This is a genomic window from Mesorhizobium sp. WSM1497 (assembly GCF_001672455.2).
Lineage (GTDB): Bacteria > Pseudomonadota > Alphaproteobacteria > Rhizobiales > Rhizobiaceae > Mesorhizobium > Mesorhizobium ciceri.
This window is the reverse complement of sequence record NZ_CP021070.1, coordinates 1,200,138-1,217,225: the sequence shown is the minus strand read 5'-3', so window position 1 is coordinate 1,217,225 and position 17,088 is coordinate 1,200,138. Positions and strand designations below refer to the sequence as shown.

Annotated in this window: 10 protein-coding genes and 1 pseudogene; 5 read left to right on the top strand and 6 right to left on the bottom strand. The window is 62.9% G+C overall.

The genetic code is table 11. The annotated features are described in order from the left end of the window. Nucleotides 1-25: 25 nt before the first annotated feature. Nucleotides 26-1,402 (bottom strand): MFS transporter, encoded by a 1,377-nt coding sequence (locus A9K65_RS05955; RefSeq protein WP_013529010.1) that lies wholly within the window; start codon nucleotides 1,400-1,402, stop codon nucleotides 26-28. Nucleotides 1,403-1,754: 352 nt separating this feature from the next. On the opposite strand from A9K65_RS05955, the gene A9K65_RS05950 reads away from it, so the two are divergent. Then, nucleotides 1,755-3,899 carry a TonB-dependent siderophore receptor gene (locus A9K65_RS05950; protein ID WP_064995958.1) on the top strand — a complete coding sequence of 715 codons (2,145 nt, stop codon included), beginning with the start codon at nucleotides 1,755-1,757 and terminating at the stop codon, nucleotides 3,897-3,899. A gap of 79 nt (nucleotides 3,900-3,978) precedes the next feature. Here A9K65_RS05950 and A9K65_RS05945 read toward each other — a convergent pair whose 3' ends face one another. Continuing rightward, the gene (locus A9K65_RS05945) at nucleotides 3,979-8,793 is read right to left on the bottom strand and encodes an NAD-glutamate dehydrogenase (protein WP_064995959.1); all 4,815 of its coding nucleotides are present in this window, start codon (nucleotides 8,791-8,793) and stop codon (nucleotides 3,979-3,981) included. 136 nt (nucleotides 8,794-8,929) lie between these two features. Here A9K65_RS05945 and A9K65_RS05940 point away from each other — a divergent pair. Together A9K65_RS05940 and A9K65_RS05935 are read left to right on the top strand one after the other, a co-directional pair. Beyond that, nucleotides 8,930-9,492 (top strand): annotated as a pseudogene (locus tag A9K65_RS05940) (peroxidase-related enzyme). A gap of 138 nt (nucleotides 9,493-9,630) precedes the next feature. Continuing rightward, nucleotides 9,631-9,954, top strand: a complete 324-nt coding sequence (locus tag A9K65_RS05935) for a hypothetical protein (RefSeq protein ID WP_013529006.1) — start codon at nucleotides 9,631-9,633, stop codon at nucleotides 9,952-9,954. Between the two features lie 9 nt (nucleotides 9,955-9,963). Here A9K65_RS05935 and A9K65_RS05930 read toward each other — a convergent pair whose 3' ends face one another. Then, nucleotides 9,964-10,578, bottom strand: coding sequence for a LysE family translocator (locus tag A9K65_RS05930; protein ID WP_024504201.1), 615 nt, complete (start codon nucleotides 10,576-10,578; stop codon nucleotides 9,964-9,966). Nucleotides 10,579-10,972: 394 nt separating this feature from the next. Here A9K65_RS05930 and A9K65_RS05925 point away from each other — a divergent pair, with 394 nt between their 5' ends. Beyond that, nucleotides 10,973-11,599 carry a DUF1062 domain-containing protein gene (locus A9K65_RS05925; protein WP_064995960.1) on the top strand — a complete coding sequence of 209 codons (627 nt, stop codon included), beginning with the start codon at nucleotides 10,973-10,975 and terminating at the stop codon, nucleotides 11,597-11,599. 60 nt (nucleotides 11,600-11,659) lie between these two features. Here the strand turns inward: A9K65_RS05925 and typA are convergent, their stop codons facing one another. After that, nucleotides 11,660-13,489 (bottom strand): translational GTPase TypA, encoded by a 1,830-nt coding sequence (gene typA, locus A9K65_RS05920; protein ID WP_013529003.1) that lies wholly within the window; start codon nucleotides 13,487-13,489, stop codon nucleotides 11,660-11,662. Nucleotides 13,490-13,686: 197 nt separating this feature from the next. Here typA and A9K65_RS05915 point away from each other — a divergent pair, with 197 nt between their 5' ends. Beyond that, complete coding sequence (locus A9K65_RS05915; RefSeq protein ID WP_224618852.1) at nucleotides 13,687-13,968, top strand: hypothetical protein; 282 nt, start codon at nucleotides 13,687-13,689, stop codon at nucleotides 13,966-13,968. Nucleotides 13,969-14,016: 48 nt separating this feature from the next. Here the strand turns inward: A9K65_RS05915 and A9K65_RS05910 are convergent, their stop codons facing one another. Next, entirely contained in the window at nucleotides 14,017-15,591 is a 1,575-nt protein-coding gene (locus tag A9K65_RS05910) for an alkaline phosphatase (RefSeq protein WP_064995978.1), read from the bottom strand. A gap of 180 nt (nucleotides 15,592-15,771) precedes the next feature. After that, nucleotides 15,772-17,055: an MFS transporter gene (locus A9K65_RS05905; RefSeq protein ID WP_064995962.1), complete on the bottom strand. Its 1,284-nt coding sequence runs from the start codon at nucleotides 17,053-17,055 to the stop codon at nucleotides 15,772-15,774. Nucleotides 17,056-17,088 lie beyond the last annotated feature (33 nt).

Here is a 17,088-nt window from a genome sequence, read left to right as displayed (position 1 = left end):
CACAGGGGGAGAAGGAAGAAAGAACTCAATCCGCCGGCCGGTCCGCTGGATAGGGCGTCTTGACCAGGATCGCCATGCCGATCCCGAGGAACAGCACGATCACCGCCATGCCGAGCCGTGCCGAGCCGCTGGCCAAGGTGACGGACGCGACCATGAACGGCGCCAGGAAACTGGTCGCCCGTCCGGCCAGCGCATAAATGCCAAAATAGCGGCCGGATTCTGCCGCCGTGACGCTGCGCGCCATGTAGGATCGCGACGACGCCTGCACCGGCCCGAAAGCCACACCGATCAACAGGCCGAAGAAGATGTAGGCCTTTTCCGCTGCGGTGCCGAACAGGCCGCCACTGTCCGGTCCAGGCATCATCCAGAGGCCGAACAAAGTATAGCCCGGTCCGGTCGAGACGATGCCGATCGTGGCGATGCTGAGCAGGACCAGCGAGATCATGACGATGGTTTTTGAGCCAAGCGCCGTGTCGAGACGGGCCGCAACCAGGCAGCCGAAGATGGCGACGACGTTGAGAATGATGCCGAAAATACCGATTTCGGTGATCGACCAGTGGAACATCGCTGCTGCGAAAGTGCCCCCCAGCGCCAGCACCGCATTGACACCGTCCTGATAGATCATGCGGGCGACAAGGAAGCGGAAGATGCCGCTGCGCTTGCGCACCTCGCCCAACGTCACTTTCAGCTCCGCCAACCCCTCTCGCACCGCAGGGCCGATCGGCAGGCCCTTGATGGCATCGGGGGTGAAAAAGAACATCGGCAGGATGAACAGGAAGTACCAGCCGGCTGACAAAGGCCCGGTTGCGCGCGCGTCCTCGCCGAGCTTCGGGTCGAGCCCAAAGAGCGGGTCGGTGCCGATGATCGTCTTGCCGGTCTCCGGCGAACCGGCCAAGCAAGCGACGACGAAGATCAGCGCGATCATGCCGCCGAGATAACCAAGGCCCCAGGCCATGTTGGAGATTCGGCCGATCTCGCTCTTCGGCACCAGGCGCGGCATCATCGAATCGTTGAACACGGTCGAAAACTCGGCCGCGACCGACGCCAGCGAAAAGAACAGCACGACCAGGAAAAGGTTCGAACCGGGGGCCGCGAACCAAAGCATGCAAAGGCAGGTGACCTTGACCGCGGCAAAGAATGCGATCCAGGGCTTGCGCGGGCCGGTCTGGTCGGCAATCGAGCCGAGGATGGGCGACAGCACGGCGATGACAAGACCGGCCGCGGCAATGCCGTAGCCCCAGGCCGCCTGGCCGGTCTCCGGATCGCTCGCCATGCGCGAGACGAAGTAAGGTCCGAAGATGAAGGTCGTCACGACCGTGAAGAACGGCTGCGCCGCCCAGTCGAACAGCATCCATCCCCAGATGCCGCGCCCGGACGCACGCTGCACTGTCTCTACCGTCATCATGATCCCTCGGCACCCGTTCCGTGTCGGGCGCCATGTCTGCATGTTTCATGCCCTCATGCAATGAACGAAGCTCGGTGCCGTACCCTTGACGCTGCCGGGCGTTCACTGTTCGAAAGCCATGCAACCGGCTTTCGTCCGCTACGCGAACCAAGCCCGTATTTTTCTCGTGGGAAGTCGGACCGCAGGTCCGGCGCCGTCCTCCACCCCCTGCTTCGCAACGATTGTCGCCGGCGTGGATCTCTTGATTATTAAGTTGACTCTTTTTGTCCGCTTTGACTAATTGCGCTCGCGCAGGGCCGGAACGGTGACCGGCCGAACTGCTCGAAATTGGTCTGACAGGGAATAAGAGATGACGATTGGTCGACAGGCATTGTTGCGCATTCAGGCAAGGCGATTGATTGCGAGCAGTGCCTTGATAGCGGCATCTTTTGGAATGGTGGGGACCGGCCGGGCCCAGGACGTTTCGCCGGACGATGCAACTCAACTGGAAACGATCGTCGTCACCGGCAAGTCGGACCGCGTTGGCGGGCCCGATCAAACGATCGTCGCCAAGGATACGGCGACCGCCACCAAGACCGATACGCCGATCGTCGACGTTCCCGCCTCGGTTTCAGTTGTAACCCAAAAGGAACTGGAGGCGCGCCATGTCGAAAGCCTCCAGCAGGCCGTGGCCTACACATCCAGCGTCCTCACCGACGAGTTCGGCAACGATGACCGATACGACTATATTCGCATCCGCGGTTTCGACCAGACATCGCTCGGTACCTATCGCGACGGCTTGACGGCGCGCATCCCAGCCTGGTTCACGGCCAGCCGTCTCGAACCTTACGGACTTCAGCGCGTGGAGGTCCTAAAGGGATCGACATCGACGCTTTTTGGTCTCAACGGCCCTGGCGGATTGGTGAACGCCATTACCAAGCGGCCGCTGGACCAGAAGCAGGGGGAGATTTACACGTCCTATGGCGACGGCACCAAGGAGATTGGCGTTGATTTTGGCGGGCCGATCGCCCCCGATGGCGTGTGGACCTATCGGCTTACCGGGCTGGCCAAGGATGGCGATCAAGGATGGGATTATTCCAACGACGACCGGCTTTACATCGCACCCGCGTTGACCATCAAGCCCGAGGAAGGAACCTCGCTCACCATCCTGACTGACTATTACAAGCGAGATGGCACAGGCGCACGCGGCACCCCCGCCGGCGCCAATATCGACATCGGCACCTTCCTGGGCGAGCCGGATTTCAACCGCTTCAACACCGAGCAGGTCGATATCGGCTACCAGTTCGAACATGAATTCAACGAGAATCTCACCTTCCGCTCCAATGCCCGCTACACGCATTTGAGCCTCGACTACGCCGAGGTCTACGGCGCGTCGCTTGACCCCACGGCGGACCGCACGGCATTTTCCGTCGGCGGCCTGTCCAACCGCTATGCCTTCGACAATCAGTTGCAATACGATACGGGCTGGGACCGGGTCGCCAGCAAGACGCTTGTCGGCGTCGACTACGCCAACGACAAGACCCGCGAAAACATCCTCTTCGGCACCGCCGGCCCCATCGACATCGACAACCCGACCTATTGCGGTCTGTCCTGCATCAACCTCGGTCCCTATGTGAACTGGCGGGTCAAGCAGCAGGCGGTCGGTGTCTATGCCCAGGAGCAATTGACGTTTGACGACCGCTGGATCGTCACCCTGGGCGGGCGCTGGGACCGTGTCCATACGACGGCGGACTATCTCGATCTGGGAACGCAGGACGACGACACCGCATCGGCCTTCACCAAGCGCGCCGGCCTGACCTACAAATTCACGCCGAACCTCGCGGTCTACGCCAACTATTCGGAAAGCTTCCAGCCGCTCGTGTCGCCAAGCGCCAACGGGTATGCGGTCTCGGGCTCGTTGAAGCCTCAGGAGGGCAAACAGTATGAGGCAGGCATCAAGTACAAGCCCGACGGCTTCGACGGCCTGTTCACAGCCGCGGTCTTCGACCTTACCCAAACCAATGTTCCGACCTATGTCACGCCTGTTGTCCAGCAGCAGATCGGCAAGGTTGGCGTCCGCGGCATCGAACTCGAGGGCAAGGCCGCCATCGCGGAAAACCTGAACCTGACGCTTGCCTATTCCTACTGGGATGCCGAGATCCTGGAAGACGGCATTGGCGGGAATGCCGGCAATCGGCCGCAGCGCGTTCCTCGCCACCTGGCGTCAGCCTGGGTCGACTACACGCTTCCCGAGGAAGGACCGCGTGGCGACCTGACCATCGGCGGCGGCGTGCGCTATATCGGACAAACCTACGGGGATGACGCGAACACCATTTCGATTGGCGGCTACGCACTGGTGGATGCGGCGATTAGCTACAAGATGACCAAGGACGTGACGTTGGCCTTGAACGCAACGAACCTGTTCGACCGGAAGTATCTGACAACCAGCTATTACGGGACCGAATTCTACGGCGACCGGCTGAAAATCGTCGGCACCCTCAAACATTCCTGGTGAGCTTGCTGAACGCCAAGCGCCGACAACATTGGAAAAGGCGCCACACGCACCCGACAATGCGTGTGGCAATCATCGACGGTCACATCCCCGTCAGATCGCTCATCAGCCCCGACGCCACCGACAGCCGCGACACGGTGATGTCGCCGCCCTCGGTCAACGCCTGCAGCCGCTCGCGGATGCGCGCCACCCGCTCGCCGCCGGCGTCCAGCCAGGCAGCCACCGGATCGGCCGTCTTGGCCTGGCCGGTGAGCGCCGCCACCGCGATGCCGCGCCGTGCCGCATCGATCGTGTCGGTGGCGCGCGAAAGCGCCAGCTGATCGTAGTAGTCCGATGGCGTGATCGAGCGTGCGGCATCCTCGACACGCGGAATGCGGAAGGCATCGCTGACGGCGAAGAACGCCTTGGCCGCGGCGACGATATCGGCGCCGGCGGTGCGCGCCGTCAGCGCGATGTCGGGGATGAGTTCCGCCACCTCGCTCAGTGCCAGCTGCCCGGCCAAGCTTTCCGGCGCGCCGGCCTTGAACAGCCCATGCCGCTTCTCCTCGATGCGCTCGCGTGAAAAGGCCGGCAGCAGCGAAACGAGCTTGGGCTCCAGCGCCTTGCGGGCTTCCTGCAACTCGGCAATGCGCTGGCTGAGGGGTGCCGTGCCGGCATCGTTCTTCAGATACCAGCCGCTGGTCACATAGATCAGCCGGCTGACCATCTGATAGAGATCAAGCTGCACCTGGCCGTCGATCTGGTTGTCGAGCGCGTCGATCTCGCGATAGAGCGCCGGCAAGGCAAAACCGTCACGCACCACCGCGAAGGTCCGCACCACGTCGGCGGCGGTGCGCCCGGTGGCCTCCTGCAGCCGGTTGACGAAGGATGGGCCGCCGCGATTGACCAGATCGTTGGCGACGACCCGTGTGATGATCTCGCGGCGCAGCCTGTGGCCATGGATCTCGGCGGCGTATTTCTTCGCCATCTGGTCGGGAAAATAGCCCATCAGGTCGCGGTCGAAATGCGCGTCATCAGGCACGTCGCTGGCGACGATGTCGGAAAACAGCACAATCTTGGCATAGGCGAGCAGCACGCCGAGTTCGGCTCTGGTCAGCGGTTCGCCACGCGCTTCGCGCTCGGCCAGCGCTGCCGGCGACGGCAGCGTCTCGACGGCACGGTCGAGCAGGCCGCGCGCCTCCAGCGCCGTCATGAAGCGGCTCTGATGCGCGATGTCGGCGAGGCCGCGCTTGCGGGCGATCGAAAGCGCCAGCGTCTGCTGGTAGTTGTTGGACAGCACCAGCGAGCCGACCTCCTCGGTCATCTCGGCCAGCAGCTTGTTGCGTGCCGGGCGTGTCAACGACCCCTTGCGCATGGCGGAAGCCAGCGCGATCTTGATGTTGACCTCGACGTCGGAGCAGTTGACGCCGCCCGAATTGTCGATGGCGTCGGAGTTGCAGCGGCCGCCATTCATGCCGAACTCGATGCGCGCCCGCTGCGTGACGCCGAGATTGGCGCCCTCGCCGATCACTTTCGCCCGGACGTCGAGCGCGGTGATGCGAATGGCATCGTTGGCGCGGTCGCCGACCTCGGCATTGGTCTCGGTCGATGCCCTGAGATACGTGCCGATGCCGCCGAACCACAGAAGATCGACCGGCGCTTTGAGGATGGCGGTCATGATCTCGACCGGCGTGGCGGTGGTCTTGGCCAGGCCGATCGCCGCCGCCGCCGCCGCCGGCAAGGTGATCGATTTCTGGTTGCGCGAGACGATGATGCCGCCTTCCGACAGTTTCGTCTTGTCGTAGTCCTGCCAGCTCGAACGCGGCAGCGCGAACATGCGCTCGCGCTCGGCCATCGAGGCTGCCATGTCGGGATCGGGATCGATGAAGATGTCGCGATGGTCGAAGGCCGCGATCAGCCGGGTTTTCGGGGACAAAAGCATGCCGTTGCCGAACACGTCGCCCGACATGTCGCCGACCCCAACGACGGTGAAGGACGAGGTCTGGATGTCGCGGTTGATCTCGCGGAAATGCCGCTTGACCGCTTCCCAGGCGCCCTTGGCGGTGATGCCCATCTTCTTGTGGTCATAGCCGGCCGAGCCGCCGCTGGCGAAGGCGTCGTCGAGCCAGAAGCCGTGCTTCTCCGAGATCGCGTTAGCGGTATCGGAGAAGGTCGCCGTGCCCTTGTCGGCGGCAACGACGAAATACGGATCGTCCGGGTCGCGTCTGATAACGCCGGCCGGCGGGATGACGCCGTCGAGGCCGATATTGTCGGTGATCGACAGCAGGCTGGAGACGAAGTTCTTGTAGGCCGAAGTACCGGCCTCGAAGATCGCGTCGCGGCCAGCGCTCATCGGCAGCTTCTTCGGATAGAAGCCGCCCTTGGCGCCCACCGGCACGATGACGGCATTCTTGACCTGCTGTGCCTTGACCAGGCCGAGCACCTCGGTGCGGTAGTCCTGGGCGCGGTCGGACCAGCGCAGGCCGCCGCGCGCCACCGGACCGAAGCGCAGATGCAGACCTTCGACCTCGGAGCCGTAGACGAAGATCTCCCGCCACGGCCGCGGCGCCGGCAAGCCCTCGACCGCGTGCGAGTCCAGCTTGATCGCCAGCGACTGGCCCTTTTCTTTCGTATCGGCAACGAAATGATTGGTGCGCAGCGTGGCTTCGATCAGATTGAGGTAGCGCCGGATGATGGTGTCGTCGTCGATGTTCGGCACATCCTCCAGCGCATCCTTGATCTTGGCCTTGAGATGCTTTGCGGCCACCACGCCTTCGGTCTCGGCTGTCGGGCCAAGCCGGGCGATGAACAGCGCATGCAGGCCACGCGCTATGTCGGGATAGCGGTTGAGCGCGGCGGCGATGAAATCCTGGCTTTGCGGAATGCCGACCTGCTGCAGATAACGGCCATAGGCGCGCAGGATGGTGATCTCGCCAGACCACAGGCCGGCGGTCTGGGCGAGGCCGTTATAGCCGTCATTGTCGACGTCGCCGCGCCAGACAGAGAGGAACGCATCTTCGAACAGCGCGCCGCCATCGGTCAGGTCGATCGGCTGGCCGTAGCTGTTCTCAAGCTCCATGTCATGAATAAAGACTAAGCCGGGCCGATCACTATTGATCGTGCCGACCTGGTCGTCGCCGACCTCGAAAGTGCGCTCGCTGATGACGCGGAAGCCGATGTTTTCCAGCACCGGCACGCGGCGCGACAGCGCCACCGGGCTGCCGTGGTGATAGATCTTCAGCGATGCCTGGTGCGGCTTCTGCTCGGCATGGCGATAATAGTCGATGGCGATCGGATTGCCGGCGCTGATCTTGGCAATGCGCCCGGCATCGGCCAGCGCCACCGCCGCGCTGAACGAATCGCGGTAGCTTTCCGGCAGCCGCGCGGCAATCGCCTTCAAAGCCTGGTCGCCGCCACTGGCCTCGGCCGCATCGGAAAGGGCGTCCTCCCAGGTACGCACGATGTCGCGGATCGCCGCCTCTATCGTCGCTTGCTCGACCTTCGGCGTCTTGCCGCCGGAGCGGCCGATGATGAAGTGCACGCGCGCCAGCCCGCCCTCGGGAAAGGCCGGGTAGTAGGCCGACAGCCGGCCTTCGAATACGGTTTTCAGATAGGAGCCAATCTTCTCGCGCACGACGCTGTCGTAACGGTCGCGCGGCACGAAGACGAGGATTGAGACGAAACGGTCGAACTGGTCGGCGCGCACCAGCGCCCGCACGCGTGGCCGCTCGACCAGGCCCAGAATGGCGGCGGCATGTTTGCGCAGGATCGGCACCGGCACCTGGAACAGCTCGTCGCGCGGATAGCTTTCCAGCACGTTGATCAGCGCCTTGCCGGAATGATCGTGCCGGTCGAAGCCGGACTTGGCGATGATGGTTTCGGCCTTGGACCTGAGATACGGGATCTTCATCACCGAGCGCGTGTAGGCGGTCGAGGTGAACAGGCCGACGATGCGCAATTCGCCCGCGAGCGTACCCTTGGCGGTGTAGGTCTTGATGCCGATGTAATCGAGATAGATGCGGCGGTGCACGGACGACTTGGCATTGGCCTTGGTGACGATCAGCGGCTCCGGCCCATGCAGGAAGGCGCGGATCTCCGGCGTCGTCGTTACCGCTTCGGTGCCGCGCCTGAGCACCAGCACGTCGGGATCGGACAGGATGCCGAGGCCAGGCTTTTCAGCGCGCTCCAGCGTGCCGCTTTCCTCGCCGCCGGTGTATTTGAACTCGCGCATGCCAAGGAAGGTGAAATTGTCGTCGCGCAGCCACTCCAGGAAGGCGAGAGCCTCGGCAACGCTCTTCTTGTCGAGCGGCACGGCCGTATAGCGGAATTCCGAGATCGCCTGATCGAGGCGGGCCAGCATTGGCCTCCAGTCGTGAACGGCGGCATGAACCTGGCCAAGGATCTTGCGCAGCCGCTCGCTCAATCCGCTCGCCTGCTCGGATGTCAGCCGCGGGATGTGGACATGGATGACGCTCAGCCGGTCGTGGCTGCCATCGTCCTTGGCGAAATTGCCGTCGCCGAGGATTTCTTCCACGCCGCCCTTGCCGTGGCGCACGACGATAACCGGATGGGTGACCAGGGTCGGTTCGCCCGATGTCTCGGTGATCTCGCCGAGGATGGAATCGAACAGGAACGGCATGTTGTCGTTGACGACCGTGACAACCGTCATCGGGCGGCCGTCTCGCACAACGCCCGAATCGGCATCGACGGCGACGACGCACTCGCCTTTCCTGTGAGTGGCGACTGCCTGGCCGGCGAGATCGGCAGCCCGCTCCAGGTCGGCCACATCGTAGGGAGCAATGTCTTCAGCTGGCGCGCGGGCGAGCAGATAGTCTGCAAGCCTGGCTGGCCTTTCCTCCGCTTTAAGCGCTGCCGTGGCTTTTTTCTTCGGCTTGCTCGCGGATTTCACGCTGGCCATGACGCACGTCCCTCCCGTCGAATGCTTTTACGACTATGGTAGCAGATGACCGCTGTTTGGCGACAAAGGTTTGACGGCTTGCCAAGAATTATCGGAATTTGGCGACAAGATGCCGCGCAACGAGGAGAAATGACCCATGACCGGCAAAATCAGCGCGCTTGATCTTGGCCAGGGAGAGCTGAGCGAGGCGACAAAAACCTATTTCGCCAAATGCGAGGAGAAGCTCGGCCTCGTCCCCAACGTGCTCAGGGCCTATGCCTTCGACGACAAGAAGCTGCGCGCCTTCACCGACATGTACAACGATTTGATGCTGGGTGAGTCCGGCCTGTCGAAGCTGGAGCGCGAAATGATCGCGGTCGCCGTCTCCTCGATCAATCATTGCTACTATTGCCTGACCGCGCACGGCGCGGCGGTGCGCCAGCTCTCCGGCGATCCGGCGCTCGGCGAAATGATGGTGATGAATTTCCGCGCCGCCGATCTTTCGCCCAGGCAACGGCAATGCTCGAATTCGCCGTCAAGCTGACGCAAGAGCCGGCCAAGATCGTCGAGGCCGACCGGGGCGCGCTGCGTCAGGCCGGCTTCACCGATCGCGACATCTGGGACATCGCCTCGACCGCTGCCTTCTTCAACATGTCGAACCGCGTGGCCGCGGCAATCGATATGCGGCCGAACGACGAATACCACGCCATGGCAAGGTGACGGATTGCGGCAGGATCCAGACCGGGGCGTTATATTAGCAGTGTCGCATTCTCGTTGCTTGTTTGCCGGTTTGGTCCGATGATCGGCAGGCGGCATGACCGCATGCCGGTTCGATGCCGCTCACCAAGGGAGGAGAACATGGCGAAGTATCTCTACGTCTATCATGGCTCGGGCAAGATGCCGACCGACGAGGCCGAGCGGAAGGCCGCAATGGACGCCTGGAACGGCTGGTACGGCAAGCTCGGCTCGGCTGTGGTCGACGGCGGCAATCCGGTCGGCATGTCGAAGATGGTGCTGCCCGGCGGCAAGGTCGAGAACAATGGCGGCAGCAATCCGGCCGCCGGCTACACGATCGTCGAAGCGAAAGACATCGACGATGCCGTCGCCAAGGCCAAGGACTGCCCGATCCTGATGAACCCGGCCTTCAGCGTCGAGATCGCGCCGATCATTGAAGTGATGTGACGCGCCGGCTCAGGACCGCGTCGCTATGGCGGCCGCCGCACCGGCCATCGTCGTGGCGCTGATGCGATTGGCGATCTTCATGGCGCGCTTGCTCTTCAAAAGCTTGCGCGCCTGTGATGCGGCGAGCACCCAGGCGAGATCGATGGCGACCAGCACCACGGCCATGGTCGCCGTCAGCTCGACCCAGCCGACGATGCTGACCGAAGCGAGGTCGATGATGGTCGGCAGCAGCGCCAGGTAGAACATCATGATCTTGGGATTGCCGAGCGTCACCGCCATGCCGGCGAAGAACAGTTTTATCGCCGAATCCTCGCGCGGCATCTCGCCCTCTTTTGCATCGACAGGCGCGGTCCACATCTTCCAGGCGAGGTAAGCGAGATAGGCAACGCCGACCCATTTCACCACGACGAAGGCGAAATGGAAGGTCTGCGCCACGACAGCCAGCCCGAACACCGCCAGCGATAGCCAGATGCCCTCGCCGATCCACATGGCGAGCAGGAACGGGAACACGTCGCGAAACCCTTTCGAGATGACGCGGGCGACAAGCGCCGCGATCGATGGCCCAGGCGAGCCCGCGGCAACGAACAGAGCGGCGGCGAAAATCAGGAGCGAGGTGGGGTGCATAACCGGGTCTCTGGTTGAAAACCTTCGATTTCGGATATTAACGCAAGTGGCTCGGCTGCGGTAGCACCGACAAAAGACCCTTGTCGGTCCGGCATGTCGCGGCTAGAAAGGCCATCGCGAAACAATTTTGAGCTTCACTTTGCCTACGTAACCGCCGGTCTCGCCAACTCCCCCGACACACTGCATGACACCGCATTTGCGGTATCTGTTTTCATGTTCATGTGTTCTTCTGGGCGGCGGTTCGAGACCGGTTTGGCACTGCTGAACCGTTGTTGCGCGCTGCCGCCCGTGACATCCGATTTCCAATCATAGCAAGCGACCGCCACGCCGCGCCCGCATGGGCATCTCGACATCGCCGGCCTGATGAACTTCCCGACGGGAAGGGCTTATCGGCATGTCTGGACTTCTGCGTATCCACTGGGCAATCGCACCCCAGACCGCACCTCGACCGCTCATCAATTGCAACCGCTGCGGCACCGTGAGGGCCTATTGCAGCAGCGGAAAGTTCCGCGTCAACGCCAATGGCAAACGCATCGACGTGTGGCTGATCTATCGCTGCATCGACTGCGACAATTCCTGGAATTTCGGCATTTTCGAACGCTGCAACCGCCGCGACATCGACCCGGCGCTGCTGGCGGCGCTCGAAAGCAACGATCCTGCACTCGCTCACCGTCATGCCTTCGATGCGGTGGCGTTGCGCAACCGGATCGGGCGCGTCGAGGAGTTCTCCGATGTCAGCGTTCACAAGCGCAGGCTCGGCGACACCAGGGAAGCCGCGACCGTGTTGGAACTCCAGCTCGGGCTCGAAATGCCGACATCGCTGCGGCTCGACCGGCTGCTCGCAAGCGAACTCTGCATCTCGCGATCATGGCTTCAGGCGCTGGAGGAGAAGCGGCTGCTCATCGTTGACCCGGATGGAGCAAAGGCCCTGCGCAAGCCGGCCCGTGCGGGAAACACGATCCGCATCGATCTGGCCGGCGAGGCCGATCGGCAGGCCATCATCGCGGCTGCCGGTGGATGAACGAAAAAGGGGGGGAACACTGGTTGCTCCGCCCCTCTCGATTATCGGAAAACAGAGAGCTTACGCCGCGCCGACCACCTTGGACGACTTCTCGAACCGCTTGCGCTCGTTCGGATCGAGATAGAGCTTGCGCAGTCGAATGGTCTTCGGCGTCACTTCGACCAGCTCATCGTCCTGGATCCAGGCCAGCGCGCGTTCCAGCGTCATGCGGATCGGCGGGGTCAGCTTGACCGCCTCGTCCTTGCCGGCGGCACGGATGTTGGTCAGCTTCTTGCCCTTGAGCACGTTCACTTCGAGATCGTTGTCTCTGGAATGGATGCCGATGATCATGCCCTGATACACCTTGACGCCCGGATCGATGACCATCGGGCCGCGATCTTCCAGGTTCCACATGGCGTAGGCGACCGATTCGCCCTGTTCGTTGGAAATCAGCACGCCATTGGTGCGGCCTGGCAGCTCGCCCTTGTAGGGCTCATAGGCATGGAAAAGCCGGTTCATCACGGCGGTGCCGCGCGTGTCGGTCAAAAGCTCCGACTGGTAGCCGATCAGGCCACGGGTCGGCGCATGGAAGACAATGCGCTGACGATTGCCGCCGGATGGGCGCAGTTCGACCATCTCGGCCTTGCGCTCGGACATCTTCTGCACGACGACGCCGGCATGCTCCTCGTCGACGTCGATGACGACTTCTTCGACCGGCTCCAGCAATTCGCCATTCTCGCCCTTCTGCATGACGACGCGCGGACGCGACACGGCGATTTCAAAGCCTTCGCGCCGCATCGTCTCGATCAGCACGGCCAGCTGCAATTCGCCGCGGCCGGAGACGAAGAACGAATCCTTGTCAGGCGATTCCTCGATCTTCAGCGCGACATTGCCTTCGGCTTCGCGCAGCAGGCGGTCGCGGATGACGCGGCTGGTCACCTTGTCGCCTTCGGTGCCGGCCAGCGGACTGTCGTTGACCAGGAACGACATGGTCACGGTCGGCGGATCGATCGGCTGCGCATGCAGCGGTTCGCTCACGCTCGGGTCGCAGAACGTGTCGGCGACGGTGCCCTTCGACAAGCCGGCAATGGCGACGATGTCGCCCGCCTGCGCTTCTTCGATCGGCTGGCGCTCAAGGCCGCGGAAGGCCAGGATCTTGGAAATACGGCCGGTTTCGATCTGGGTACCGTCATGGTGCAGCACCTTGACCGGCTGGTTGGCCTTCAGCGTGCCGCTCTCGATGCGGCCGGTGATGATGCGGCCGAGAAACGGATTGGCTTCCAGGATGGTGCCGATCATGCGGAACGGACCGGGATGAACGGTCGGCTCCGGCACATGCTTGATGACGAGGTCGAACAGCGGCGCCAACTGCTGGTCCTTCGGTCCTTCCGGATTTTCCGAAACCCAGCCATCGCGGCCTGAGCCGTACAGAATCGGGAAGTCGAGCTGCTCGTCGGTGGCGTCGAGCGCTGCGAAAAGGTCGAACACCTCGTTGACCACCTCGACATGACGGGCGTCCGGGCGATCGATCTTGTTGATGACGACGATCGGCTTCAGGCCGACCTTGAGCGCCTTGCCGACGACGAATTTGGTCTGCGGCATCGGCCCTTCGGCGGCATCGACCAGCACGATGGCTGAGTCGACCATCGACAGGATGCGTTCGACCTCGCCACCGAAATCGGCGTGGCCGGGGGTGTCGACGATGTTGATGCGGGTATCCTTCCAGTCGACCGAGGTCGCTTTGGCCAGGATGGTGATGCCGCGCTCCTTTTCGAGGTCGTTGGAATCCATGGCGCGCTCGGCCACGCGCTGATTGTCTCGGAAGGAGCCGGACTGCTTCAAAAGCTGGTCGACCAGGGTGGTCTTTCCATGGTCGACGTGCGCGATGATCGCGATATTACGGATTTTCATGTTCTGGTCTCGGAAGCGTTGCAGGCAGCAGGCCAAAAGGCGCTGCCTCTTTCGGTTGCGCGGCTCATACAGGGTTTTTCGCAGTTGCGAAAGAGGAGGCGCGTCACCAAATACTCATCAAATCTTAAGCATCTGCGTGTGAGATGATTTTGTTAACCAAGGCGGGAACCCTTCGGGGCCCGGGCAGTTCGAACGTCATGACCGATAAACTCAACCGATTCTGGCCGCTCATCGCCTCTGTTGCCTTCGCCGTCCTGCTGGCGGCCAACGCCGCGCAGTCGGCCGCGACGACGAAGGAATCACGGCCTGCCTTGCCGTCAGAGGCACAGTCGGCCGAGCAGATTTTCGCCGACGCGCCCGACGGCGTCGACCCGGTGGTGACCGGCCCGGTCAGCGCCGCCTTCAAGCAGCGGCAGGACGCCGCCAACTGCGACAGCGCCGTCTGGCCGAATATCCCCATGGTCTGCTACCCGGACTAAGGCATCGCGCGCCCTGGACGCGCGCGACACCTTTCCATCAGCGCGCGCTTATGCCGACCGCACCGGGTCGAGCGTCACCTTGTAGAGTTCGTTGTCGTCGCGATCCATCAGCCGCACCGTCATCTGCTCGCTGGCGCCTGAAATATCGACCAGCCCGAAGAATTGCAGACCTGCCGACGGCGGCAGGTTCTGTCCCTGTTCGGCGGTCGGCGCCTTGATGAACTTCAGCTCCGGACCGAACGTCATGTCGAAATCGTTCGGCCCGAATGTTCCGGCATGGATCGGACCCGAAACGAATTCCCAGAACGGATTGAAATCCTGGAACTGCGCCTTGTCCGGGTTGTAATAATGCGCGGCCGTGTAATGCACGTCGGCGGTGAGCCAGACGGTGTTGCTGATGCCGGCATTCTTGATGAAGCGCAGCAGGTCGGCGATCTCGAGCTCACGCCCTTTTGGCAAGCCATTGTCGCCATTGCTGACTGCTTCGGCACCAACCTTCTTGGTGCCGTCGTCCCAGACGACGAGGCCGAGCGGCATGTCGGCGGCGATGATTTTCCAGGTCGCCTTCGAATTCGCCAGTTCGCGCTTCAGCCATTTCGTCTGCTGCTCGCCGAGCATGCGCGATTGCGGCGTCATCTCATCCTGCATGTCGGGACCATTGGGGCCGCGGTAGGCACGCATGTCGAGGAAGAACACGTCGAGCAGCGGCCCGTAGGCGATCTTGCGATAGACGCGGCCGGGCTCGGAAGGTTCGTAGCGGATCGTCGTCATCTCGTGGAAAGCCCGCGCCGCACGGGCCGCCAGCACGTGGATGGATTTTTCCGTATAGCGGCTGTCGGCGCTGAGATCCTTCGAATCCGACCAGTTGTTCAGGACTTCATGGTCGTCCCACTGGTAGAAAGTCGGGCAGATGGCGCTGAGACCGAGCACGTTCCTGTCCATCATGTTGTATTTCCACTGGTCCCGGTATTCGTCCAGCGTCTCGGCAACCTTACGCTTGCCGTCGATCAGCACGACGTTCTTCCACTTGCCGCCGCCGGGCAGGTCGACCTCGTCCTTCATGGCGCCGTCGGCATAGATGGTGTCGCCCGAATGCAGGAAGAAGTCGGGCGTGTGCTTGCCGATCGTGGCGTAGGTCTTCATGCCGGTCTCATCGATGCCCCAGCCCTGGCCGGCGGTGTCGCCCGACCAGGCAAAGCGGATGTCGCGCTTCGAGGCCGGCGCCGTCCTGAAGCGCCCGGTGATCGGCTCGGAAACGGCGTTGATGTCGGCGAGATCGGCTGCCGTCATGCGATAGAAGATATCCTGGTCCGAAGCGAGGTCGGTGAGCAGCCGCTTGACGGTGTAGTCGCTGGCCGGCGACGTATCGAGCGACGCCAGGCGTGTCGCATTGACGAAATTCTCCGTCGACGACACTTCGAACATGACGCGCGACGGGCGATCGGTGCGCGTCCACACCATGCCGCTGGTTGCGTCGACATCGCCGGACTGGACGCCATGGGTGAAGGCCGGCCGCTGACTGGCGCGCGAATAGTAGGGCAGCGCCAGGCTCGAGACGCCGGCCAGGCCAACGGCGCTGGCGGAGGTGACGAAAGCGCGGCGAGTCATCGAAAGCTTGTTCACGGCTGTCTCCTGGATGGCTTGAACGGTGCCACCAAAATCCAGCGTCAATGTTTCAGGGACATCTCGGGATCATGAAGTTTTTCTGACGATCAACAGGCGGGTGGGCGTTTGCGCGGACGGCGAAGCTGCCGATCTTCCTCCGTGTGGGGGAGATGGCAGCTTGGCCGGTAGCGTCTCTCCCTACGCCGCCTGCGGCTCCGGCTCGAATGCCGGCTTGCTGGTGTTGATCAGCAGCGAGATACAGGCAGCGGCTATTGCCGTCATGCCGGCGATCAGGAAGGCCAGTTCGTAATTGCCCTGCAACTCGCGCATGGTGCCACCGAAGGCGGCGGCGGTCGCCGCACCGATCTGGTGGCCGGCGACGATCCAGCCGAACACGATCGGCCCACTGCGATCGCCGAACGCCTCATTGGCGAGCCTCAGAGTCGGGGGCACGGTGGCGATCCAGTCGAGACCGTAGAGCACGGCGAAGATGATCAGGCTGGTCGCTGAGAAGCCGGAATAGGGCAGGTAGATCAGCGACAGGCCACGGATGCCGTAATAGACGCCGAGCAGCTTGCGCGGGTCGAAACGGTCGGTGAGCCAGCCCGACAATGTCGTGCCGATCAGATCGAAAATGCCCATCATCGACAGCAGGCCGGCGGCCTGCACCTCGCCGATGCCCATGTCGCCGCAAAACGCGATCAGATGCGTGCCGACCAGCCCGTTGGTGGTGAAGCCGCAGACGAAGAAGGTGGCGAACAGATACCAGAACACCCGCGTTCCGGCGGCACGGCGCAGCGTCGAGAAGGTATGCGCCAGAAAGTTGCCCTGTGACGCAGGCGGCGTCGGCGGCACATCGTCAGCCTCGGCGCCATAGCGCACCATGCCGATCGATGCCGGCCGCTCCGGCACCAGCAGCCAGACCAGCGGTATCAGGGCAGCGGTCGCGATCGCGACCGCAATGACAACCGGCTGCCAGCCGCCCGACTGTGCCAGAGCGGCGATCAGCGGCAGGAACACCAGCATGCCCGAGGCACTGGAGGCCGACATCAATCCCATGACAAGGCCGCGATTGGTCTTGAACCAGCGATTGACGATGGTCGCGCCGAGCACGCTGGCGACGGCACCGGAACCGATCCCCGAGAACACGCCCCAGGTGATGAACAGATGCCACGGCTTGGTCATCAGCAGGCTGAGCATGGTCGAGCCCGACATCATCACCAGCGAGGCGAGCAGCGTGCGGCGCAGCCCGATGCGCTCCATCAGGGCTGCGGCAAATGGCCCCGTCAAACCGTAAAGCAGAATGCCGACACCGGCGGCCAGGGAGATGATGTCGCGGCGCCAGCCGAAACTGTTCTCGAGTGGCAGCATCATGACCGAGGGTGCGGAGCGCAGGCCAGCCGCGACCAGCAGGCTGAGGAAGATGACGCCGACCACGACGAAAGCGTAGCGCTGGCCAAAGGGGCGAGATTGAGTTATCATGTTACTGACCGGTACGTTGCAGGGTGGGAACAT